This window comes from Exiguobacterium sp. s141 (assembly GCF_018618085.1).
Classification (GTDB): Bacteria; Bacillota; Bacilli; order Exiguobacteriales; family Exiguobacteriaceae; genus Exiguobacterium; species Exiguobacterium mexicanum_A.
Genome location: NZ_JACSLJ010000001.1, coordinates 70537 through 92277 on the forward strand (window position 1 = coordinate 70537; position 21741 = coordinate 92277).

22 protein-coding genes are annotated in these 21741 nt (G+C 53.5%); 7 read left to right on the forward strand and 15 right to left on the reverse strand.

The window, feature by feature from the left end; genetic code table 11:
* Positions 1–127 precede the first annotated feature (127 nt).
* On the reverse strand, positions 128–388 hold the full coding sequence (locus KNP74_RS00385) for a DUF1294 domain-containing protein (protein WP_232939616.1): 261 nt from the start codon (positions 386–388) through the stop codon (positions 128–130).
* 208 nt (positions 389–596) lie between these two features.
* On the opposite strand from KNP74_RS00385, the gene KNP74_RS00390 reads away from it, so the two are divergent.
* Together KNP74_RS00390 and cls are read left to right on the forward strand one after the other, a co-directional pair.
* Positions 597–1379 carry a LysM peptidoglycan-binding and 3D domain-containing protein gene (locus tag KNP74_RS00390; RefSeq protein ID WP_034777617.1) on the forward strand — a complete coding sequence of 261 codons (783 nt, stop codon included), beginning with the start codon at positions 597–599 and terminating at the stop codon, positions 1377–1379.
* Positions 1380–1501: 122 nt separating this feature from the next.
* Positions 1502–2968: a cardiolipin synthase gene (gene cls, locus KNP74_RS00395; protein ID WP_052090124.1), complete on the forward strand. Its 1467-nt coding sequence runs from the start codon at positions 1502–1504 to the stop codon at positions 2966–2968.
* Positions 2969–3017: 49 nt separating this feature from the next.
* Here cls and KNP74_RS00400 read toward each other — a convergent pair whose 3' ends face one another.
* From KNP74_RS00400 to KNP74_RS00425, 6 genes are all read right to left on the reverse strand, one after another.
* The gene (locus KNP74_RS00400) at positions 3018–3995 is read right to left on the reverse strand and encodes a hypothetical protein (protein WP_214763130.1); all 978 of its coding nucleotides are present in this window, start codon (positions 3993–3995) and stop codon (positions 3018–3020) included.
* The gene (locus KNP74_RS00405) at positions 3992–5020 is read right to left on the reverse strand and encodes a DUF58 domain-containing protein (protein ID WP_034777619.1); all 1029 of its coding nucleotides are present in this window, start codon (positions 5018–5020) and stop codon (positions 3992–3994) included. The genes KNP74_RS00400 and KNP74_RS00405 overlap by 4 nt, the downstream gene beginning before the upstream one ends.
* A 1-nt stretch (position 5021) precedes the next feature.
* The gene (locus KNP74_RS00410) at positions 5022–5930 is read right to left on the reverse strand and encodes an AAA family ATPase (RefSeq protein ID WP_214763131.1); all 909 of its coding nucleotides are present in this window, start codon (positions 5928–5930) and stop codon (positions 5022–5024) included.
* Between the two features lie 109 nt (positions 5931–6039).
* On the reverse strand, positions 6040–6213 hold the full coding sequence (locus tag KNP74_RS00415) for a hypothetical protein (protein WP_214763132.1): 174 nt from the start codon (positions 6211–6213) through the stop codon (positions 6040–6042).
* A gap of 110 nt (positions 6214–6323) precedes the next feature.
* Complete coding sequence (locus tag KNP74_RS00420; protein WP_214763133.1) at positions 6324–7019, reverse strand: amino acid ABC transporter permease; 696 nt, start codon at positions 7017–7019, stop codon at positions 6324–6326.
* A gap of 6 nt (positions 7020–7025) precedes the next feature.
* Positions 7026–7874: a transporter substrate-binding domain-containing protein gene (locus tag KNP74_RS00425; protein ID WP_214763134.1), complete on the reverse strand. Its 849-nt coding sequence runs from the start codon at positions 7872–7874 to the stop codon at positions 7026–7028.
* Between the two features lie 333 nt (positions 7875–8207).
* Here KNP74_RS00425 and KNP74_RS00430 point away from each other — a divergent pair, with 333 nt between their 5' ends.
* Together KNP74_RS00430 and KNP74_RS00435 are read left to right on the forward strand one after the other, a co-directional pair.
* Positions 8208–8603, forward strand: a complete 396-nt coding sequence (locus KNP74_RS00430) for a hypothetical protein (protein WP_214763135.1) — start codon at positions 8208–8210, stop codon at positions 8601–8603.
* 80 nt (positions 8604–8683) lie between these two features.
* Complete coding sequence (locus KNP74_RS00435) at positions 8684–9226, forward strand: GNAT family N-acetyltransferase (RefSeq protein ID WP_214763136.1); 543 nt, start codon at positions 8684–8686, stop codon at positions 9224–9226.
* A gap of 157 nt (positions 9227–9383) precedes the next feature.
* Here KNP74_RS00435 and KNP74_RS00440 read toward each other — a convergent pair whose 3' ends face one another.
* The 3 genes from KNP74_RS00440 to KNP74_RS00450 are packed head-to-tail and all read right to left on the reverse strand — an operon-like array spanning position 9384 to position 11193.
* Positions 9384–9833 carry a GNAT family N-acetyltransferase gene (locus tag KNP74_RS00440; protein ID WP_021067461.1) on the reverse strand — a complete coding sequence of 150 codons (450 nt, stop codon included), beginning with the start codon at positions 9831–9833 and terminating at the stop codon, positions 9384–9386.
* A 17-nt stretch (positions 9834–9850) separates the two neighbouring features.
* Entirely contained in the window at positions 9851–10567 is a 717-nt protein-coding gene (locus tag KNP74_RS00445; protein ID WP_214763137.1) for an MBL fold metallo-hydrolase, read from the reverse strand.
* A 14-nt stretch (positions 10568–10581) separates the two neighbouring features.
* Positions 10582–11193, reverse strand: coding sequence for an NUDIX hydrolase (locus KNP74_RS00450; protein ID WP_214763138.1), 612 nt, complete (start codon positions 11191–11193; stop codon positions 10582–10584).
* A 166-nt stretch (positions 11194–11359) separates the two neighbouring features.
* Here KNP74_RS00450 and KNP74_RS00455 point away from each other — a divergent pair, with 166 nt between their 5' ends.
* The gene (locus tag KNP74_RS00455; protein ID WP_214763139.1) at positions 11360–11866 is read left to right on the forward strand and encodes a DinB family protein; all 507 of its coding nucleotides are present in this window, start codon (positions 11360–11362) and stop codon (positions 11864–11866) included.
* Positions 11867–11931: 65 nt separating this feature from the next.
* Here KNP74_RS00455 and parC read toward each other — a convergent pair whose 3' ends face one another.
* The 3 genes from parC to KNP74_RS00470 all read right to left on the reverse strand — a co-directional run bounded on the left by parC (position 11932) and on the right by KNP74_RS00470 (position 16841).
* Entirely contained in the window at positions 11932–14337 is a 2406-nt protein-coding gene (gene parC, locus KNP74_RS00460) for a DNA topoisomerase IV subunit A (RefSeq protein ID WP_214763140.1), read from the reverse strand.
* Positions 14338–14339: 2 nt separating this feature from the next.
* Positions 14340–16307, reverse strand: coding sequence for a DNA topoisomerase IV subunit B (gene parE / locus KNP74_RS00465; protein ID WP_031200243.1), 1968 nt, complete (start codon positions 16305–16307; stop codon positions 14340–14342).
* 129 nt (positions 16308–16436) lie between these two features.
* Complete coding sequence (locus tag KNP74_RS00470) at positions 16437–16841, reverse strand: CoA-binding protein (protein WP_138859418.1); 405 nt, start codon at positions 16839–16841, stop codon at positions 16437–16439.
* Positions 16842–17193: 352 nt separating this feature from the next.
* Here KNP74_RS00470 and KNP74_RS15070 point away from each other — a divergent pair, with 352 nt between their 5' ends.
* Both KNP74_RS15070 and KNP74_RS00480 read left to right on the forward strand, forming a co-directional pair.
* Positions 17194–18249 (forward strand): GGDEF domain-containing protein, encoded by a 1056-nt coding sequence (locus KNP74_RS15070; protein ID WP_214763141.1) that lies wholly within the window; start codon positions 17194–17196, stop codon positions 18247–18249.
* Positions 18250–18264: 15 nt separating this feature from the next.
* Positions 18265–19275 (forward strand): tyrosine-type recombinase/integrase, encoded by a 1011-nt coding sequence (locus KNP74_RS00480; protein WP_214763142.1) that lies wholly within the window; start codon positions 18265–18267, stop codon positions 19273–19275.
* 63 nt (positions 19276–19338) lie between these two features.
* On the opposite strand, the gene KNP74_RS00485 is transcribed toward KNP74_RS00480, so the two are convergent.
* Positions 19339–20475: a hypothetical protein gene (locus tag KNP74_RS00485; protein WP_214763143.1), complete on the reverse strand. Its 1137-nt coding sequence runs from the start codon at positions 20473–20475 to the stop codon at positions 19339–19341.
* Positions 20472–21683: a hypothetical protein gene (locus tag KNP74_RS00490; RefSeq protein ID WP_214763144.1), complete on the reverse strand. Its 1212-nt coding sequence runs from the start codon at positions 21681–21683 to the stop codon at positions 20472–20474. Before KNP74_RS00490 ends, KNP74_RS00485 begins: the two co-directional genes overlap by 4 nt.
* Between the last annotated feature and the right edge of the window lie 58 nt (positions 21684–21741).

Below are 21741 nucleotides of genomic sequence, written 5' to 3' on the forward strand. Positions count from 1 at the left end.
TAATTGAACATTTATTTCGTTTTAACACCGGATGGACACACTTCTTTTTCACCACGAAGCGTCTATCAAGACATTTCATCGGAATTTTCTACGTGGCGATTGAACAAGTTCCTTCTATATAATGGCGTCAAAAGATGAACCAACCGGTGACACCCGCATGCACTAAGATGGCGATTGGAACACCAATGCGGAATTTCGGTTTCAATGTCTTATGACGGAAGAACCGCATCGCGAGATAGGCCCCGAATGCGCCACCGATCCAAACGAGAATGAGTAACGTTTGTTCCGAAATGCGCCATTCCCCAGATTTAGCACGACGTTTATCGAGGTAAAATGACATAAACGCTAGGAAATTAGTCACAATGTAATATAGCAGTAATAGTTCCAAAGACTAAAACCTCCTTTCTCTTCTCTTTAGTATAGCTGAAAATGGCTCAACTAAGCCATTTGTATTTGGATTGTAAAAATTCAGATTCCTCTCATCTCGCTGAAAGCTTCTGTAACTGAACTGATATCACTCTCATATCAGCCTGTAACGGCAGTGAAATATACAGGTGTTACAGTAAGGGGGCGTTAGAAAAGGGAGGAATATTCTTATGAAAAAACCACTATTGACACTAACGGCACTCGCTGGCCTTAGTTTAGGAGTCGCTGCTCCAGCTTCGGCAGCATCAACACACACAGTTCAGTCTGGAGATACACTTTACCGTATCGCCGTGAACAACGGTGTATCAGTTAATGACATCAAACAAGCGAACGGCTTAAACTCTAATATGATTTATCCAAACCAAGTATTGAAGCTTGCGAAGTCAGAAGCTAAAGCTTCAAGCGCTTCAAAAACGTATACAGTAAAATCAGGTGACACGTTGTATCGCATCGCGACAAACAACGGCGTATCTGTCAAACAGTTGATGACATGGAACGGTCTTAATTCAGATCTCATTTTCCCTGGTCAACAATTCTCTGTAAAAGGTGCTAAAGCAGCATCGGTTGCGAACAGCGCACCAGCCGCTAAACCAAAAGCATCAACATCTGCACCAGTGACGAAACAGTCTACGTCTACAACGCAAACCCAAGCTCCGGCTTCAGGTAAGACGATGACTGTGGAAGCAACGGCTTACACACCATACTGTGCAGGATGCTCAGGAATCACGGCAACAGGAATCGACGTCCGCTCGAACCCGAACCAAAAAGTCATCGCGGTTGACCCTTCAGTCATCCCACTCGGCTCTAAAGTATGGGTTGAAGGCTACGGCGAAGCAATCGCTGGAGATACTGGTGGCGCCATCAAAGGTAACAAAATCGATATCTTGATGCCGACACGAGAGCAAGCGCTCAACTTCGGTCGTAAATCAATCACAATCAAAGTCTTAAACTAATCGATTTTCCCTAAAAACACCGCAGGCGCGGTGTTTTTTTGTGTGTCTATCCCTTTACCTGTAAACGAGCATTTCATTCTTACGAAGAATGGGTAAACAAGAGACAAAAGGAGGAGATCGAGATGGTCACGACAGAATTCATTCTAGGCATACTCGGTATCGTATTGGTCATCCTCAACGTGACGTTTGCGGTCACCATTATCTTCTTCGAACGGCGCGATATCGGGTCGACGTGGGCCTGGCTACTTGTTTTATTCTTCGTGCCGCTGCTCGGATTCTTCATCTATATCTTCTTCGGACGATTAATCAAATCGAATAACTTCTACCAAGTCGACGAGGAACGACGGCATGAATACGCGGAACACGTCCATAACCAGTTGACTGAGCTCGACGCCCATGGCGGCTTGTTTGCCAGTGATCCGCTCTTATCCAAGTATCGTCGCCTCGCCCGCTTGAACTTATCCTCCACGAATGCGCTCGTGACGTATCATAATGCAATTCAAGTCATCCATGACGGCGAGCAGAAGTTCGAGGCGTTGTTCCATGACATCGAGGTGGCAACAAAGGAAATCAACATCCAATACTATATCATCCAAAACGACTCGCTCGGTCAGGCTCTCATCTCGGCCTTGACGCGACGGGCCAAGGAAGGGGTCAAGGTCCGTCTACTCTATGACGCCGTCGGCTCCCGCGGATTGCGACGTTCCCATTTTAAACAACTGCTCGCGCATGGCGGCGAGGTCAAATCGTTCTTCCCGTCACGTCTCGGTATCAACTTCCGCGTCAATAACCGGAATCACCGAAAGCTATGTATCATCGATGGGGAGATCGGCTATATCGGTGGTTTCAACGTCGGGAATGAATACCTCGGGACGAATCGTCAGTTCGGCTATTGGCGCGATGTGCATCTACGGATGAGAGGGGAGGCGGTCCGAGAACTGCTCGAGCGTTTCCTCCTCGATTGGAACCGTGCCGTACCGACGAAGCATCGAGCCGAGAAAGAGGATTTCATTTGGCCGTCCATCCTTATTGAGACGGCCCAATCACCGGTGCAAATCGTCACATCGGGCCCGAACTCATCGACCGAGCACTTGAAAAACATGCTCGTCAAGATGATCACCGAGGCGAAAGAGACGATTTACATCCAGACCCCTTATTTCATCCCTGACGCCAGCTTCCTCGACGCCTGCCGCAATGCGCTCATGTCCGGGACGAAAATCCGCCTGATGATCCCGAACAAGCCGGATCACATGTTTGTCTACTGGGCGACGTATACGAATGCGGCCGAGCTCGTCCGCTACGGGGCCGAGGTATATACGTATGAAGGCGGCTTTTTGCACGCGAAGACGCTCGTCATCGATGGCGAGGTCGCCTCGATCGGCACGACGAACATCGACGCCCGCAGTTTCCGACTCAATTTCGAGATCTCGGCGCTCGTCTATGATGAGGTCGTGGCCCAGTCTGTCATCGATGCATTCGATCGCGACCTCGCATGTGCCGACAGGTTAACGATTGAGCGTTATGAGACACGAACGAAATGGATCCGTTTCAAAGAGAGCGTGTCACGCTTGCTCAGCCCAATTCTTTAAAAAAGACCAGTCAGACCGTCCGGGAGTGCCCGGCGAACTGACTGGTCTCTTATTTTTTGAGCGTCTGGGTGACATGTCGTTCGAACGCCTCGACGATTGGAGCCGGCGCTTCTTTCTCTCCGTACTCGGCCGCCTCCAGCCATGTGGCAAAGCGACTTCCTTCGGTAAATCCGATTCGTTCGAACCATTCCGAAACAGTCTCTTCGCGCTGGCGGGGATGGGCCTGTTCGAGACGTCTCCCGGCATCAAGCAGACGGACGTGCCGTGGGGCCCGTGTCGAGCGGCGAACCGAATCGGCCGCTTGATGGCGTTGCTTCGGCACCGTCCCATCCTCATGGATTTCTTTTCGGCGTTGCACATAGATGAATAAAGCGATGACGCTGACGAGAACGACGAGAAACGTGACGACCAAGAATAGCGATTGATTCGTCGCCGATTCGAGTAACGTCTCGTTTGAAATCGTCTCGGCATCGATGTTCGGATTGTCCGGGACGAGGATACGGTTGACGCGATCGGTCGGATCGAGATTGACTCCGTCGAACCAACCGCCGATCCAAATCAGGATGGGCTGAATCCAGGCGACGAGGTTGCCGAACAATAGCTCTTTGATGGTCCGGATGATTATCGCTAAACCGAGGCCGACCCCTAGGGCGACGACGAGCGTGGACAACATCCGTTTATAGTCACGGCGATAATACAGGCTCCGTTGCCAAAACAAGAACAAGAACGGGAAGACGATCATCGCCAGCGGCTGAGACGCCGGCGGGAACAACCAATCGACAATGAGGAAGAGCACACTTGCGATCGCGTAACGGTCCGTCCAATCGAGAGTTCGGATAAAGGCGTGGACGTACGTGAACAACAGTAGCGTGATGCTCATCTCATACGAGAACAAGAGCGCGGCGATGCTCAGGGCCGTCTGCACCCCAAGCTGCCAGTTGCGCGGCAAACGGAGCGTCAGCAGAAAGACGAGCGGAAACACGTGACCGACATAGAACGCGGCGAACACCCACCAGAGTAGTCTCATCGTCCGTCACCTCCCAGTCGTAAAATGGACTGGCTGCCGCCGTATTTGGCGACCTTCCGTTCGAATAGCGACCGGGCGAGTGGGAAATCCCGTTCCGACAGGCAGGCGAGCGTCGTCATGACCTTGCGGAAATGCGTCTCACCGCTCCCCGGGGCGAGGTCATAGGTGATCCCTTCCTTCGTCAATGTCGGCACAATCAGCCCATAGCTCGCGTTCTCTTTCTCGAAGTCGCGGCATAGCGCCGCAGCCTGTGAAATCAACCGCTCCATCTGATGGGTGAGGGCGCGTCCGTCTTTCGTCAACAAGTCGAGCACGACGACATATTCGTTCGCTTGGACGGGTTGCTCGGTACGGGCGAGCAGTTCACCTGTCTTCGCGTAGGCCGACCAATACAGTTGCCGCATCGGCTGTCCGTGATACGGCGCCACCGACTGGAACGTCTCCGGGTCACGGTAGGCGCTATGACGGACCATCTCTTCGCCTGGTAACGTCGGCGGACGTTTCGGGATCGGATAAGGCAGGAATTCAGGGAACACATACCCGATACGGTCGAGCGGATCTTCTTTATAGAGTGAGAACATACGGAGCGGGTCCCGGATCTCCATGCCGATCGCCTCCATGCGGATCGGACCACGCTTGATTGCCTTTAGTGGAAGCGTGTAGGCGACGGCCGCCTCACGACCGACAAAGTTCTCTTGGCGCCAGAAGGCGTGCGCCTCCGACTCGACGGTCGGATGGAGATAACCCGACAATCGGACGACGCCAAGGGGCACGGGCGCCGTCGAAATCAATTTGAGCGTATACGTCTCTTCATCGTTCGGGAACAGCTTCAGTTCGTCAGTCACTTCGACGTGGACGTACTCAGCGAGTCGGAATAATAACTCCGGCATGATGAGCGCATACAGGCTGAACCCGATAATCACACTTGCGAGGAAGACGTTCCCGTATAGGGCGGTGAACACCCCGACGACGAACAAGAGCCACATATACCCGGACTCGAGGTAGCGAGGGCTGACGAGTTGCATGTCACACCTCTGACGGGACCGGGATGGTCTCCAGAACGGACTTGATCAATTTGGACGGCTTCGTCTTGAGCGACGCCTCGACCGTCAAGACGATCCGGTGGCCGAGGATGGGCAGGGCGAGCGCGCGAATGTCTTCAGGCGTGACGTAATCCCGTCCGTCCATATAGGCATGCGCCCGAGCTGCCATCGTGTAGGCGAGCGTCGCCCGCGGGCTCGGTCCGACCTCGATGTCTCGGTGATGACGGAGCGCCTCGACGAAATCGAGCAGATAATCTTCCATCGCATCGTGAAACAAGACGTCACGGACGGTTTGCTGCATCTCGACAAGCTCGGTCTGTTGCAACGTGAACGGAGCCGAACTCAAATGCTCATTACGCAGCAACCGGCGTTCCGACTCTCGTGAGAGCGGGGCGAGTGACAGTTTGAATAAGAAGCGGTCGAGCTGCGCCTGAGGCAACGGGAACGTCCCTTGCCCGTCGAACGGATTTTGCGTCGCGATGACGAAGAACGGGTCCGGTAAACGAAGTGACACCTCACCGAGCGTCACTTGCCGCTCCTGCATCGCCTCTAACAGTGCCGACTGCGTCCGTGGTGTCGTCCGGTTGATTTCATCGACGAGTAAAATCGACGTGAAGATTGGGCCCGTTCTCCGTTCGAACGTGCCTGTCGTCGGATTGAACAGTTCCATCCCTAAAATGTCACTCGGCAACGTGTCCGGCGTACACTGTACGCGTTGGAATGCGGCCGATACCGAGGTGGCCAGGCTACGCGCGAGCGTCGTCTTTCCTGTCCCCGGTCGGTCCTCGAGCAGGACGTGTCCCCCGGAGAGGAGGGCGATCGTCGACAGCTTGATCGCCTTTGACTGCCCGATCACTTGATCGTTTAAATGTGTCGTCCATTGTTGCACCATAATAAAATTCCCCCGTCTATTTTCTGATAATTAAGAAAATCATAGCACACTCGCGGTCCGAGATGGAACGCTAAAGACCAGCGCTTCAAAATATGTACGTCACGTGTGGTCAATTTGAAGAGGCCGCCTTCGCTCTTTTCCGGCTCGGGAACTTAAAAACCAAGTAATAAAGGACAATCATACTCGTGTATGGGTTTAAGGCACTGACCCATGCCGGTCCATCGAACAAAATATACGTGAGTGTGATGAGGCCGGATGCGACGAATAATAGCTTTGAGAACATAGGTGATGTGTCTCCTTTGAAGCGAAATATAGAATAAGTTGACTATACCATGTCACTTTCGCGATAACCGCCCGACAAAAAAACTGACCTGCCTGTATGAGGCAAGTCAGTCATCGCTTCGGTGTATCCAAATAGCGTTCAAAATGCCGTTCGAGCCAATCTTGGAAGAACGACATGAACGTACAGATGCCCCAGTAGATGAGGGCGACGACCAGATAGACGGTCATATAGTCGAACTCCCGGCCCCCGACGATCTTCGCCTTGTTGAAAATTTCAGGGACGGTGATCATGGCGGCGAGCGAACTCGCTTTAATCAAATCGAGGAACACGTTCGAAAGCGGGGGGAGCGCGATTCGCGTCGCCTGCGGCAAGATGACCCCTTTGAGCGTCAGCCACTTGTTCATCCCGAGCGAGCGGGCCGCCTCGACCTGTCCCGGATCGACGGCACGGATCGCCGACCGGATAATCTCAGCGATATAGGCCGCCGAGTTCAGACTGAACCCGATGACCGCCGCCGTCAGCGCCGCGAACTCGATGCCGATGAATGGAAACCCTGAATATAAGATGAACAGGATAATCAAAATCGGCACGCCCCGCATGAACGAGATATAGAACGTCGACGGGAACCGCAGCATCCGGGACGGTGACAGTTTCCCAAGGGCAAGCACGAGACCGAGCAACAAGCCGAAGAACATGCTGACGAATGAGATCCAAAGCGTGTTCGGCAAACCGCCTAGCAGATAAGGGAACGAGCGCACAGCCAGGTCGACGTCGAAGATTGCTTCCCATTTCACACCTTCGAACATGACCGCTTAGTCCAATTCGACGATCGTCGCGTCGACGTCCGGTTCTACCGAGATATCGGCTCCGTTATAGAACGTTTCCGACAATTCTTTCACCGTACCGTCTTCAAGCATCTCGCCAAGGACGCGGTCGATGTTCTCTTGGAGCTCTGCATTCTCTTTGTCCATCAAGAACGCGACTTCCTGTGGGTTATAGGCGATATCCGGGTGGATCGTGATATCGAAGTCCGGGAAGAAGGCGAGGGCGAGTGTCTGAAGATAGTAGTCGTTCAAGATGACGTCGGTCCGTCCTGTCGAGACGTCACGAAGGTACTGGTCGTTCGTCGCGTTGTCATAGATGACTTCCTCGGCTCCGTATTGACGTGCCACGTCCATAAAGACGGTCGTCGCTTCACCAGCGGCCTTTTTGCCTTTCAAATCCTCAATTGACTCGATGCCAGACAAATCGCTCTTGCGAACGATGGCCGTCCCGTACGTGTACTTGTACGGTGTTGAGAAGGCGAACTTCTCTTTCCGGTCCTCTGTGACCGAGATATCGTTCGCTGCGACGTCAACTTGTCCGTTTTGGACGCTCGTCAACATGTTGTCGAACGCCATCTCTTTGAATTGGACCTCGAGGTCGAGGCGTTTCCCGACCTCTTTCATGAGCTCGACGTCAAACCCAGTCAATGTATCGCTATCTTCTTCACGGAACGAGGCGGGATAGAGTGTACCGGCCGTACCGACCGTGAGCGTACCGTCTTCTTTGATTTCGTCCCAGCGCGAAGTTTCGGCCTGATCGGTGCTAGAATCACCACACGCCGCGAGCGGGACAGCCAATAATAGGGATGCTGCCAAACCTTTTGTCATACGTTTCATTCAAGTTCCTCCTTAAGTTATCATCTGTCTAAAAATAGCATGACATACGCTTACAGGCAACTCCTAAGAGCGGATGAACAGCGTTAAAGTTATTTTCGAAACATAAATCCATTAAGCGCTAACATGTTGATAAATGAAGGATTCAATCGAATGATACAGTTTATTAATTGTGATGAAACAGATGAGTGGATGTCGGTTTGAACAATACGGTTTAAGCGAAAATATCATCGTGTTGATCAGCCGACTCCCACGCATGTGAACGTCATTAATTAATGTATGATAGATAGTGAAGGCTTATTTGGAACATATCAAAATGAGGAGAGGAGGGCACACATGGAGAAATGGGAAAGATGGACCGCCAATCCAGAGATACCGGATAAACTATATCTGCAGGCGCTAATTGATGATAAAGACGGATTAAGACTCGTGTTTACCGATGCGCATGAAAACACACATACATTCTTGTTTAACGGACTTGTATCGTCGTATCGACATACAGACGAAGGAACGCTTATTAGAACGCTAGAACATTTATACAAACATCATGACCCTGATTTTTTTGGCGACTGGACACTCTTTAAAGTGACCGATTCCAGCTATTTAAAATGGTTAGCTGAAGAATCAACAAACATTTACGAAACGGTGTATAATATTCAGCATTACGTGTTCCTGACATCAAATGATGTAATTGAAGTGTTGTCGACAGAACCACCGACTTTGATTTCATGATCGCCACTTTATGGCTAGTCTAGTGAGACCATTTGGTTCTGGGATGGAGCGGTCATTACATATGAAGGGAGAAAGATGCAATGGAAGAAGCCCCGAACATCACAATCAAAGCTTTAGATGAGTATTCTATCAGCGTCGTGAACGAAGCCAATAATCCGTTTCCAGTCATCGGGAAAATCATTCCGAGCTTTTGTGACGGAGTTTGGACGTATGAGGAACAGTTATATGAGAAAGCCCATGAGACGAGCTTCCCGGACGATTCACTGGACTGGCATGAATACATCAACAGTGAAGACAAACAAGTATTCTTGGCGTTCGACGAGACGACATGTATCGGACAAATCCGTGTGGTGAAAGACTGGAACCGTTTTGCGTATATCGAGAACATCGCGGTCCGTAATAGCGATCGACACAGCGGGATTGGTCATTTGCTGATGGAAGTTGCAGAGACATGGGCAAACGGGCACTCGTTGCTTGGATTGTCTCTCGAAGCACAGAACGATAACGTGATCGCGTGTCGATTTTATGCGAAAGAAGGGTTCGCGCTCGGAGGTGTCGATACGCTCAAACAGACCGGCAATCCGAACATCGATATGACGTTGTATTGGTACAAGATATTCTGATTTTTTTCGAGAGGAGAGACGTCACATCTGACATCGATTTTCTCTATTTTTTCTATTAGTTAACATAACATATATTATCAGTAAAAATAAAACTCCGTCTCAATCCTTTAGTATACTTAAAGAAGTGAGACGGAATCTGAAATTTGAGATAAGGGATTCAAGATCGCGTAAATCGAATCAAAGTGACACCCGGTTCCGGTTCAAACTCGGCACTCGGTTCGAACCCGAGCTTCGTGTACAGCTTCTTGGCCGGACCGTTATGTTTGCCGGTGTGCACATAGACAAGCTTGTCTTCATGCAAGCTGAGCACGTGTTCGAGCAACGTCGTCGCGAGTCTCGCCCTGAAATATGTCGGATCGATGCATAATTTCGTGACCTCGACCGTGTTCTCGGCCGCTTCGACCGTGATGAATCCAATCAACCGCTCGTCGTTATATAAGCCATAGCTCGTCCCAGGCAGATTTTGAATCACTTCAACCGTCTCATAACGCGCTGGAATCTCATCGAATCCGATCAGCTCGGCCTCGACCGCATAGGCGTTCCGTTGAATCTCGAGCATCTGCTCGGCCAGTTGATAATCTGTCGTCTGAATCTCGCGTAACTCCATCTGTCAGCACCTCCGGCTTATCGTGAAAATAGACGTGCTTGCTTGCGTTTGGCCCGTTTGAGCGCCAAATAGAGACGATGTGTCCCAGCGACCGGCTGTCCGTGCCCGACGAACGTGTGGCGCGGGGCCAGGTCGATCAATTTCTCCGCATGTTCGACCGCTGCCCGTTTATCCCATGTCGCAACGCCCGGGAGCGGGAACAACGGGCGCACGTCCCCTGCCACAGCGACTCCCCCACGTGTCTGGAACGCGTCACCAGCAAACAAGTTCCGCTCCTTCTCATCGAAATAAGCGATGGAGCCCGGTGTATGACCGGCTGCGGGATAGACGCGCAGACCGAACAAGCGCTCACCTGGGTCGAGCAATTTATCCGGCAAGGAGTGGATGGTCGGGAGCGATCCTTTTAGTTTGAGTGGCCGCTCATCCGGGTCGGTCGTCTTGTCCCCTTCAAGGAGACGGGCATCTCGCCGTGAGACGTACAGCTCGGCGTGCGGATGCGCCTTCAAGATGGTATCGACACCACCAACGTGATCGCCATGGGCGTGCGTCAGCAAGATGGCGAGCAGCGGCCGCTCCAGTGCCTCAATATATGCTAAAATCGCTTCCGCGTTACGCGCGAGGGCGGTATCAATCAAGATGAGTCCAAGTTCCCGCTCAATCAATTGGACGTTAATCGGTAATACAGGCGCATAGAATGTCAGTTGATGAACGTGATCAATCCGTGTGACTTTCATGGTATCCCCTCCCCTTAATCAAACAACGTGATCCAATCTTCTTGCCATCTAGCCTCAAAACACATATAAAGCTGTTCCTGCGTGTTACGTGCGGTCGATAGAGGTGGTAAGTTGTCCCGCGTGAAGAACGCGACCTCGCTCGTCTCATGGCTCACCTGTGCCTCGCCACCAATCAACTCGCATTCGATAAACAGTTTATAGTAATGCTGCGACAACGGCGGATGGTCGTGATGATGCATGTCGAACAAAGCAAGCAGCCGAATCGGTGCGACGTCGAAACCGGCCTCTTCCTCGATCTCTTTGATGATGTTCTCTGCCGGGGACAGTCCGATCTCACAAAAGCCACCCGGAAGCGTCCAAAGTCCGTCTGACCTTTCCTTGACGAGTAACACTGCGTCATCCTTGAAGACGACGCCTCGGACGTCGAGCTTCGGTGTCGGATAACCATCGACGTGGGTCAATTCGGTGATTTCATGCAAAGCAAGATTAGATTGTTGCTCGAACATCTCGGTTGCGATTCGTTGGAGTTCGAGGTAACGTTCTCGATCGAACTCGTCTTTCGTAAACGTCAAGCCAGCCTGTGACAGCGCTTGTAGCCGCTTGGCCCAATCGAGCCACTGTGACATACGTATCCCCCCATGATTTGTCCTCCTGTCCCATTCGCCAAAAGGGATCGTTGTTCCTTTTAGAAATACCCGCTCCTAAGAGAAACTAATGTGACATGGAGTTGAAAAAATCAGCTGATGCCCCCGTGTTATACTGGATAGAGAATCAAATCGAAGGAGGTTGGACATGCCGATTTCACTGTTATCCCAGTTCAAAGCAGACTTGGACGGCTATACCGAGCGGCAGCTCCGTTATCAGGCAGCAGCAGACGTCTGGTCAATCGGACAGATGTACGACCATATCATCGTGGTGGCCGAGGAATATGCGGACGAGATTGACCGGTGTCTCGCTTCCACTGAAGAACAACCGCTCGGGAAGACCGAGTTCGGTGAACGATTGTTCCGGATGGGTGGTTTCCCACCGGTCAAAATCCGCTTACCTGATGAGATGAACCAACCCCCGAACAACACGGACAAGCGCGAGACGCTCGAAGGACGAATCGACGAGTTATCTGCACGCTTGAACCGCCTTGAACCGCTCGCCCGCGCGGCAAACCCTGACGTCAAAGCCCGACATGGCGGTTTCGGCTGGCTGAACGCACAGGAATGGTACGACCTCATCGAGATGCATACCCGTCATCACTTACGGCAACAGGTCGATTTGGAGCGATATCTGATAGAGGCCGAGCTTTGAATCCATAAGAAAAACCCTGTATCAAAGACAATGGTCTCTGGTACAGGGTTTTCTTTAGTTCGACATCAATCGAGGTACACGTCCTCAATCTCTCCGAACGTCTCTTCATCAAACACGAACGATCCGTTGGCGTAGCGATCTAGAAGTGTCAATTGCTTCGTCTTGACCGTCTTCGCTTTCTCTTTCCCGATGATGTGGAGCGTTTCATCGTCATGCACCGGGAGCACACGACGAATCTGGTGTGGTTTCGATTTGACTTCGCGGATGAGCATCGTCCCGCGCAAGTTACGGTTCGTGCAGTCGAACTGGTCCTCGAGCTTCATCTTCTTGACCGCTCCACGTTGCGTCACGAGGACGAACAGTGGCGGTGTGAAGAAGGCGAAGGCATCTGCGACCATGTCCCCATCCTTCAAGTTCATCGCTTTGACACCGGCGGCCCGCTGGCCGACGACCGGCACGTCATCTTCTTTGAACCAGAGGCCGTAACCGCGCTCGGAGACGAGGAACAGTTGACCTGGCCCGTCACTGATGCCCGCGAAGACGACCTCGTCGTCGCCTTTTAGCTTGAGCGCCATGAGCGCCTTCGACTTGCGTTGGGCGTCATAGTCACGGAGCGGCGTCCGTTTGACCATGCCTTCACGCGTCACGAACAGACAATGTGCGTCGGTGTCGAACGTCGAGACGACATCGGCCGAGACGACTTGTTCGCCTTCGATCGGCACGAGGTTGGCGACATGCTGACCGGCGTCTTTCCATTTCGACTCTGGAATCTGATGGACCGGGATGAGCAAGTAACTGCCTTTGTTCGTCCAGACGAGCAAGTGGTCCGTCGTCATCGCCTGGGTGACGAGGACGGGACGGTCTTTCTGCTTCATCTCCGGCATCTCGTCGCTCGAGGCGCCATATGAGCGCATCGATGAACGTTTGACGTAACCGTCGCGGCTGACGAACACCATCGTCTCTTCGACGGCGATCATGACCTCTGTCTTCAGTTTCAACTCTTCGACCTCGGACTCGATGACCGAGCGCCGTGCGTCGCCGAACTCGTCACGGAGTGCGGTCAACTCTTTCGAGATGAGCTTCCGTTTCGTGGCGTCGACGTTCAAGATGTTGGCGAGGCGGGTGATCTCTTTCTGGAGTGCCTTCGCCTCTTTCTGGAGCTCGACGATATCCGTGTTCGTCAACCGGTAGAGTTGGAGCATGACGACCGCTTCGGCTTGACGGTCCGTGAACGAGAACCGCTCCATGAGCTTCTGTTTCGCCTCGGACTTGTCTTTGGCCGAACGGATGAGTTCGAGCGTCTCGTCTAGGACCGAGATGGCCTGTTCGAGCGCGTCGACGATTTCGGCGCGTTTCTTCGCCTGATCGAGTTCGAACGTCGTGCGACGGGTGACGACTTCTTCGACGTGCTTCAAGTACGCGTCGATGATCGACAAGAGACCCATCTGTTTCGGTGTCCGGTTGACGATGGAGACCATGTTGTAGTTGTAGGCGAGTTGCAGATCGGTATGCTTCAAGAAGAAATGGAGCACACCTTCCGCATCGGCTTCCTTCTTCAACTCGATGACGACGCGGACGCCGGTCCGGTCGGTCTCGTCACGGACTTCGGCGACGCCTTCGACTTTACGGTCGAGACGGAGCTCTTCCATCTTCTTGACGAGGTTCGCCTTGTTCACCTCATACGGGAGTTCGGTGATCGTGATCTGTTCACGGCCGCCCTTAAGTGGCTCGATGACCGATTTGGCACGGATGATGACCTTGCCTTTGCCGGTCTCGAACGCCTTCAAGATGCCGTCTTTGCCCATAACGATCCCGCCAGACGGGAAGTCCGGCCCTTGCATATAACGGAAAGCGTCATTCGTCGTCTCGACCTCACCTTTCAGACGGGCGATGGCGAGGTTGAGCACCTCGGTCAAATTGTGCGGCGGAATCTCGGTCGCATAACCGGCAGAGATCCCCGTCGTCCCGTTCATGAGCAGGTTCGGGAGGAGTGACGGCAAGACAAGCGGCTCTTCAGTCGAATCGTCGAAGTTCGGCGTATAGTCGACCGTGTTCTTCGAGATCGACGTCAGCATGACGCCGGCAATCTTCGACAGACGGGCCTCGGTATACCGCATCGCGGCGGCCGAGTCGCCGTCCATCGAGCCGTTGTTCCCGTGCATGTCGATGAGCGGGTAACGCAACTTCCAGTCCTGCGATAGGCGTACCATCGCCTCATAGACGGAACTGTCACCGTGCGGGTGATAGTTACCGATGACGTTACCGACCGTCTTGGCCGATTTGCGGTACGGTTTCTCGTTCGTGTTGCCTTCATGGTGCATCGCATACAGGATGCGGCGTTGAACGGGTTTGAGCCCGTCGCGCGCGTCCGGGAGGGCCCGGTCCTGGATGATATATTTCGAGTAACGCCCGAAGCGGTCACCGACGACCTGTTCGAGCGACAAGTTTAAAATGTGTTGAATCGTCGACATCGTTACATCACTTCCTCAATCGCTTTAGTCACGTGTTCATTGGCGATGATCGAATCATCTTCCTGGAGGCCGAAGGCGACGTTCTCCTCGATCCACTCCCGGCGATGGGCGACATTGTCCCCCATGAGCACCGAGACACGCTTATCGGCGACGGCAGCATCGTCGACCGTGACACGGATGAGCGTCCGTGTGTCGGGGTTCATCGTCGTCTCCCATAGCTGGTCGGCGTTCATCTCACCGAGACCTTTGTAGCGCTGGAGGATATAGCCCTTCTTATACACTTTGACGAGCTTCTCGAGCGCCTCTTCGTCCCAAGCGTACTCGAACTGTTCCGACTTGCCTTTCCCTTTCGAAATCCGATAGAGCGGCGGCAAGGCGACGAACACTTTGCCGGCCTCGACGAGCGGGCGCATATAACGGAAGAAGAACGTCAACAGGAGCACTTGGATGTGTGCCCCGTCCGTATCGGCATCGGTCATGATGATGATTTTGTCGAAATTGCAGTCCTCAAGGTCGAAGTCATGGCCGACCCCGGCACCGATCGCGTGGATGATCGTATTGATTTCCTCATTCTTCATGATGTCCTGGAGTTTCGACTTCTCCGAGTTGATGACCTTCCCGCGCAGCGGCAGGATGGCCTGGAATGTTCGGTCACGACCCTGTTTAGCCGAACCGCCGGCCGAGTCACCCTCGACGAGGAACAGTTCGTTCTTGGCGGCGTTTTTCGATGTCGCCGGCGTCAGTTTTCCGTTCAAGATGCTCGAACGTTTCTTCTTCTTGCCGTTGCGCGCCTCTTCCCGGGCTTTCCGGGCGGCTTCGCGGGCCTGGGCGGCGCGGATCGCCTTCTTGATGAGCATCGTCGCCATCTGCGGGTTCTCCTCGAGGAAAATCGTCAGTTGTTTGGCCATGACACCATCAGCGCTCGTACGTGCCTCGGGCGAACCGAGTTTCGATTTCGTCTGCCCCTCGAACTGGAGGAATTCTTCCGGGATCCGTACCGAGACGATGAGCGTCAAGCCTTCGCGGACGTCACCGCCGTCGAGGTTCTTGTCTTTTTCTTTCAACAATCCGTTCTTACGGGCGTATTCATTCACGATGCGGGTCATCGCCGTCTTGGCGCCGACCTCATGCGTGCCGCCGTCACGAGTCCGGACGTTGTTGACGAACGAGAGGACGTTCTCAGAATAGGCGTCCGTGAACTGGAAGGCGAGCTCTAGCTCGATATCGTTCTCCGTCCCTTCGAAGTAGACGATCGGATGAAGCGTCGCCTTGTCGTCGTTCAAATATTGGACGAACTCGGCAATCCCTTCCTCGTAATGGAACGTCTCTTCTTTATCCGAACGCTCGTCCGTCAACGTGATCGTCAATCCTTTTAACAGGAATGCCGATTCACGGAGCCGTTCAGCGAGCGTGTCGTAGTTATATGTCGTCGTCGAGAAGATCGAGGCGTCCGGTTTGAAGTAGACGCTCGTCCCCGTCTGACGCGTCTTTCCGGTCTCGAGGAGCGTCGTCTGCGGAATCCCGCCGTCGGCAAACGTCTGCTCGAACACTTTGCCGTCGCGATAAATCGTGACGAGGACCTTGCTCGAGAGTGCGTTCACGACCGAGGCGCCGACCCCGTGGAGTCCACCTGATGTCTTGTAGCCACCTTGGCCGAACTTACCGCCGGCGTGGAGGACCGTGAAGATGACCTCTGGCGTTGGTTTCCCGGAGGCGTGCATCCCGGTCGGCATACCACGCCCGTGGTCGCGTACCGTGATCGCGTCATCTTTATGGATGGTCACGTCGATTTGGCCACCGAATCCGGCGAGCGCCTCATCGATCGCGTTATCGACGATCTCATAGACGAGATGGTGCAAGCCGCGATGGTCGGTCGAACCGATATACATCCCTGGACGTTTCCGGACAGCAGTCAGTCCTTCGAGCACCTGGATGGCGTCTTCATTGTAATTAAATAAGTCTGTTGACATCTTCGTCACCTCAATTTCGAACACACGTTCGTTTTTCTATCCTATTGTATAGCTGTTTTTGGATTCTGGCAAGCCTCCCTCCGCGAGCGGGGCTCGTGAAAAAAAGGAGACCTACCAAGGAGGTAGGTCTTAACCGAGAAGGCGGGCGTGCTCGACATAGATGCATCGATTTTCGATGTAGTCGAGTCCGGCATCGCGAGCGATCCGCTCGGCGTCCGGGCTGGTGAGCCCGAGCTGGTTGAAGACGAGACCGACATCCCCATGTCGGACGGCATCTTCGGCCACGCCGGCCAAATACTCATTGCGTCGGAAGACGTCGACGATATCGACGCGACCCGGGATGCTCTCGACCGTCGGATAGACTTTGCGTCCGTTCCACGTCTCGAGCGTCGGATTGACAGGGATTACCGTGTAACCTTGCAACAGCAGATAGTCTGCGATTTGGTTCGCGGTCTTGTTCGGGTTCGCTGACACGCCGACGACAGCGATCGTCTTCGCTTCGGTGAGCCATTGTTTCAAACGTTGATCGTCCATCCTGAAATCCCCCTTTTGTTTACGTTCTCAGTGTACCTTTACCTGAATCACCGTTTCAAGCTTTATTTTCTTTTATCATATAACTGTAACTCTTTCAAATTTTTATAACAAATCAATTGGTTCACCATAACTTATTATGTAAACCGTGATATATGACATTATTTTTCTGGTTTGCAGGTCGATGTGTGTCTCGGATGGAAATGACGTGTGAACGAACGTTGCGTGAAATATCTATTTCACGCAACTATACGCACGATTTAAAGGCGTTTGCGCGTGTCGATTTTAATCGATTGTTGGATAGGCATGGGCAAATGAAGATGGGTTCGGTATACTGAAAAAAGGAGGTGTTCGCGTGGGAACAGCCTATGAGGAACGTCGCGGTACACTATATAATTACCGCATCACTTTTTATGGGAACGTGTTCGCTTGGCTCATCCATGTCGTGTTCTTGATCACGTTTTGGCGGCTTGACGTAACCGTCCTTGCCTGGTCGAACGTGCTCAGCGTTCTCTATTACACATTGTCTTTTTATTTTGTACATAAACGATATTATCGGACGTTCTTCATCGGCCTCTTCGTCGAGGTCGTCTATAACGCCATCATCTCGACAATCGTCCTTGGCTGGGGCGCGAACGTCCACTACTTCATCCTCACGGTCGCCTATGGCGTGTTCTTCATGCCGAACGTGAGCCGGGCCATCCGGATCGCCTCGACGATGCTCGCCATGGTAATCTATGGCTATTTATATGTGAACGTGACGGACGGGACATCGCCACTCGACCCGACCCTCGAGCAAGTCATCGGGGTGACATGTTTACTCGCGACCATCGCCTTGATCGCCGGGCTGTCATTCATCTTCGAAGGGGCGGTCGTCGAGGTGACGTCCGAACTCGAACAGACGAACGAACGGCTACATACCCTCGCCTCGCGGGACGGTCTGACCGGCCTCTATAATCGTACGACCGGATACCGTTTAATCGAAGAGGCGATCCGTGAAGCGGTCTTGTCGGGACGCCCGTATGCGGTCGTCTTGGCCGACATCGACCATTTCAAGTCGTTCAATGAACGGCATGGCCACGACTGCGGCGACCTCGTGCTCAAACAAGTCGCCTCTGCGCTCACGCGGACCGATGGCATTGCCGTCCGTTGGGGCGGCGAGGAGTTCCTCTTGTTCTTGACGAACCAGTCAGAGGACGAGGCGGCGCAAGCAATCGACCACCTGAGACAGCAAATCAAATCTCTCGAGACGATTTATGAGGGACGACGGCTCAGTGTGACAATGACATTCGGTGTCACGACACACCGTGGGTTCAAGCCTGTCGACACGCTCGTCAAAGAGGCGGACGACCGGCTCCGGGCCGGGAAACAGGCCGGGAAAGACCGCATCGTCACGTCAATCCATCATTAAGCGAGGAGCGATTTTTTGAGTATATTCCGCCAGCTCGGCCAATCACCGACGAAAGTCGACGCGAGACGTTTCAACTTGAGCGGCTATGAACGCATGCCGGGCTTTATCCAACGGTTCTTGAACCACTTGGCCGCCAAACACTACTCGGAGCAGACCGCGCAGCGCTATCTGTATGATTTTTTGGATTTCTTCCGCTGGGTCGAGACCGCGAGTGCTTCCGAGGTCGACCCGTCATCGGTCGAAATCGAATCGTTCGTCGAGTTCGACCATGCCGGGGCTGAGGCGTACGCGACGTACCTCGCCCTCGAGCTCGACAACGCACCGAGCGTGATCAACCGCAAATTGTCGTCGATGCAGTCGCTGTTCAATCATCTGATCGAGACGGGCATCACGGCGCACAACCCGTTCCAGGCCGTCGAGCGACCGAAGCGCGCCAAGCGCAACCCGGTCTATTTGACCGAACAGGAATGGCTCGACTTCTCGACGCTCGTCCGCAGCAACGTCGGCATGTCCGACCGCGAAGCGAGCTGGTACGAACGCAATCGGGACCGGGACTTCCTGATGATCCAACTACTCGGATTGACCGGGATGCGTGTCTCTGAACTTGTTGGCCTTGATTGGAACGACATCGACCGAGAGAACGGGACGATCCGTGTCATCGGGAAAGGGAACAAGGAACGCGTCATCCCGATCGCCTCCCCGCTCGAGCCGCTCCTCGACGGCTATCGTGGTCAAGGCGCAGGTCCCTTGTTCTGCTCCGAGAAAGGCAAACGGATCTCGGTCCGCACGGTGCAGCACGCGTTGAAAGGGCACATCGACCGCCTGAAGCCATATCTGCCATTTTTGACGCACAAGCAGGTCACGCCGCATAAATTGCGACACACATTCGCCTCTCGTCTCGCCATGAGCGGGGTCGACGTCTTGACGATCCAACAACTGCTTGGACACGAGTCGGTGGCGACAACGCAAGTATATGCCCATATCGGTGACGAGAAGAAAAAACAAGCGCTAACCGGTTTACGATAACTTATTATGTAAACCAAGATAAAACACCCGAATCTATCAACAGGATAGGTTCGGGTGTTTTAGTCATAACTGTTTTGTCGAGAGGATGACAATCGTCTCATCGAGCACTGTATAGTAGGCGTCCTCGAACGTTTGACGTTCGTTCGTCTCGAGGTTGAAGATGCTCACGCCGCTCCCTCCTTCAGCCGATTCATGGATGAAATAGGTCGAAGCGAGTACGCGCTCGAACGGAGCCGTATCGAGGAAGCGGGCACCGGTCGTCGCGTCAATCAGTTCGGTGTGATCTTCTGATTCCTCGACTTTGATAAAGACCGTCGAACTGACATCATCATACGTGAAGTCGATCGGTTCATAGGCCCCCCAGTCGACAACCGTGACCTCCCGGAGCACGTCCGGTGCCGCCAACTCATAAATCGTCTCCTCATTCGCTGCATCGACGAACGCAGAGAACCGCAGTTTCGCGTCCCGTTCCCCGAGATATTGGACCGTGTCCCCTTCCCCATGGAGCCGAATCAAGTCCTCGAACGGAATCTCCCCTTTTCGGTCCCGGATAGCCTCGACCGCCTCGTCGAGCGAACAGATGAGGATCGCTTCGGAGTGGTCGATCGCATCGTCTGGCGAGACCCGTCCGTCCTCGAGCGCCTCGTAATAGGCGAACTCGTCCAATCGGGCGTTACATACGATATAAGGAACCCCGTCCAGCTCGGTCGTGAACAGATACAGCTCGCGGAACTTACCGGCATGGCCGACGAGCCGTTCATCACGGATCCGTTCTTGGAACGACGTCTCGGCATCATACAACCATGCCTCGTCCGCATCCCCGAAACTCGTCAAGAACAGGAAGTAACGATCGGCGAGTACCCAATAGAGCGTGCTGTTGCCTCGCTTCTCGAATGTCGCGAGCACAACCTCCTGTCCAGAGCGGTAATCGAAGGCGATCAGTTCCGTTCGGACGACCCCGGTCCGGTCCGGCGTCTCGTTCAAGAAATAGACGCGGTCCTTACTGACGAACAGCTTCGAGATCCCGTAGTCTTCATACACACGACGGCCGACCGGAGTGACGGAACCGTCTTCTTCGTCATAGCGGAAGATCGAGAAACTTGTCTCACTCGACTTTTCGCGGTAATAGACGGACGTCTCGGTGACCGCGATCAAGTCCTCATGGCTGATTGACATGGCACGTGCATCAACGATTCTCATAGCGCACCTCTCTCATAAGAAGATTCGACCGGTTCGACGGTGACGATACCGGGTGGTCGTTTCGGGAATGAAATCCGCAGATGGGCGAATTCGATGACAGACTGGCGAGGGTCGGCCTTCTCGATCCAGCGAATTCGTTGCCGGTTCGCCAAGGCATGACCGATTTTTTCTTCGATTTGGAACTGCGAGATGCCGCGATAGGCGACTTCTTGGATATAGGTCGATTCATCGGGTTCGAACTGTTGCCAAATGCCCATCACGAGCTGCCCGAGCGAGGAGACCCGTTTCTCCGGCAGACGGACTGTCCGGAGCGTCTGCTCCACTTCCTTCAGACACTCGAGCGGGTCGTTCCCGACGGCGAACAGTCGCTTAGCCGAGTTGTTCATGACCCGGTAACGTCGTTTTCCGCTCTCGAGCCGGAGTACTTGCGCATACGGCTCGACCGGTACCCCATGAAAGAACGTATCGGTTCCGCCCCAGGAATAGCCGAAAGCGGGGTCGAATTTCTGAATCGTCTTCATGAAGGCGAGCATGAAATCCTCGACCTCGCGGCGTTCGAGCCGTAACCATTCGGCGAGTGCGAGCGTCCCGCGGTCCTTTCGGATGCGGTGCACCGGGAAGAACAAATCCCCTTCAGCCAGGCGATGTGGTTTGAGCTCCGTCCCGTCGGCTCGATAATCCGTAGCCGGACGTCCGCTCCGGCCTGCATAGATGATCCATTCGTCTTCCGTGCTCTCGAACGCGTAGGCTTGATGCGCCCATGGCGGCGTCACGTATAGAGCCGGATACTCCTCATACGTCTCAAGGTGCAGATAGGAACGGTCGGTCCACAGCTGCGCGAGCAAGCGGACGATTTCTCCCGTCTCCGACTCTTTTGGTGCGATATAATTGCCGGTGTTACCGATATACGTCAAGACATGGAAGTCGTAGGCATGGTACAGGTGACGGACGATCCGCTCGAACACCGCGGCAATCATCCGTTCGAACAACGGATGATCCTCGTTCCGGTCGACCGATGTCGCATCGACCGTACACATGAGCCAACCCATGCGGACGTACAGGCGAATCCGGAGCGGATACGAAATCAATGGGGACGAAGATGCATGAATCTCCGTCAGACCGAGGTTGGCCATGTTCTCGACTTGTAACGTGAAACCGCTACGCCTCAGTTGTTCCTCCATCTTCTTTTTCCAATTGATCGTCTCCATGCACATTCACTCGCTTTCCGTGGCCATCGTTCTTGTGTGGCTCATTGTGAAATTTTTC

What these genes read in the sequence shown, in the direction of transcription:
- KNP74_RS00390 (WP_034777617.1), top strand. Translation starts at nt 597, where the DNA reads ATGAAAAAACCACTATTGACACTAACGGCACTCGCTGGCCTTAGTTTA.
- cls (WP_052090124.1), top strand. Translation starts at nt 1,502, where the DNA reads ATGGTCACGACAGAATTCATTCTAGGCATACTCGGTATCGTATTGGTC.
- KNP74_RS00400 (WP_214763130.1), bottom strand. Translation starts at nt 3,995, where the DNA reads ATGAGACTACTCTGGTGGGTGTTCGCCGCGTTCTATGTCGGTCACGTG.
- KNP74_RS00405 (WP_034777619.1), bottom strand. Translation starts at nt 5,020, where the DNA reads ATGCAACTCGTCAGCCCTCGCTACCTCGAGTCCGGGTATATGTGGCTC.
- KNP74_RS00410 (WP_214763131.1), bottom strand. Translation starts at nt 5,930, where the DNA reads ATGGTGCAACAATGGACGACACATTTAAACGATCAAGTGATCGGGCAG.
- KNP74_RS00415 (WP_214763132.1), bottom strand. Translation starts at nt 6,213, where the DNA reads ATGTTCTCAAAGCTATTATTCGTCGCATCCGGCCTCATCACACTCACG.
- KNP74_RS00420 (WP_214763133.1), bottom strand. Translation starts at nt 7,019, where the DNA reads ATGTTCGAAGGTGTGAAATGGGAAGCAATCTTCGACGTCGACCTGGCT.
- KNP74_RS00425 (WP_214763134.1), bottom strand. Translation starts at nt 7,874, where the DNA reads ATGAAACGTATGACAAAAGGTTTGGCAGCATCCCTATTATTGGCTGTC.
- KNP74_RS00430 (WP_214763135.1), top strand. Translation starts at nt 8,208, where the DNA reads ATGGAGAAATGGGAAAGATGGACCGCCAATCCAGAGATACCGGATAAA.
- KNP74_RS00435 (WP_214763136.1), top strand. Translation starts at nt 8,684, where the DNA reads ATGGAAGAAGCCCCGAACATCACAATCAAAGCTTTAGATGAGTATTCT.
- KNP74_RS00440 (WP_021067461.1), bottom strand. Translation starts at nt 9,833, where the DNA reads ATGGAGTTACGCGAGATTCAGACGACAGATTATCAACTGGCCGAGCAG.
- KNP74_RS00445 (WP_214763137.1), bottom strand. Translation starts at nt 10,567, where the DNA reads ATGAAAGTCACACGGATTGATCACGTTCATCAACTGACATTCTATGCG.
- KNP74_RS00450 (WP_214763138.1), bottom strand. Translation starts at nt 11,193, where the DNA reads ATGTCACAGTGGCTCGATTGGGCCAAGCGGCTACAAGCGCTGTCACAG.
- KNP74_RS00455 (WP_214763139.1), top strand. Translation starts at nt 11,360, where the DNA reads ATGCCGATTTCACTGTTATCCCAGTTCAAAGCAGACTTGGACGGCTAT.
- parC (WP_214763140.1), bottom strand. Translation starts at nt 14,337, where the DNA reads ATGTCGACGATTCAACACATTTTAAACTTGTCGCTCGAACAGGTCGTC.
- parE (WP_031200243.1), bottom strand. Translation starts at nt 16,307, where the DNA reads ATGTCAACAGACTTATTTAATTACAATGAAGACGCCATCCAGGTGCTC.
- KNP74_RS00470 (WP_138859418.1), bottom strand. Translation starts at nt 16,841, where the DNA reads ATGGACGATCAACGTTTGAAACAATGGCTCACCGAAGCGAAGACGATC.
- KNP74_RS00485 (WP_214763143.1), bottom strand. Translation starts at nt 20,475, where the DNA reads ATGAGAATCGTTGATGCACGTGCCATGTCAATCAGCCATGAGGACTTG.
- KNP74_RS00490 (WP_214763144.1), bottom strand. Translation starts at nt 21,683, where the DNA reads ATGGAGACGATCAATTGGAAAAAGAAGATGGAGGAACAACTGAGGCGT.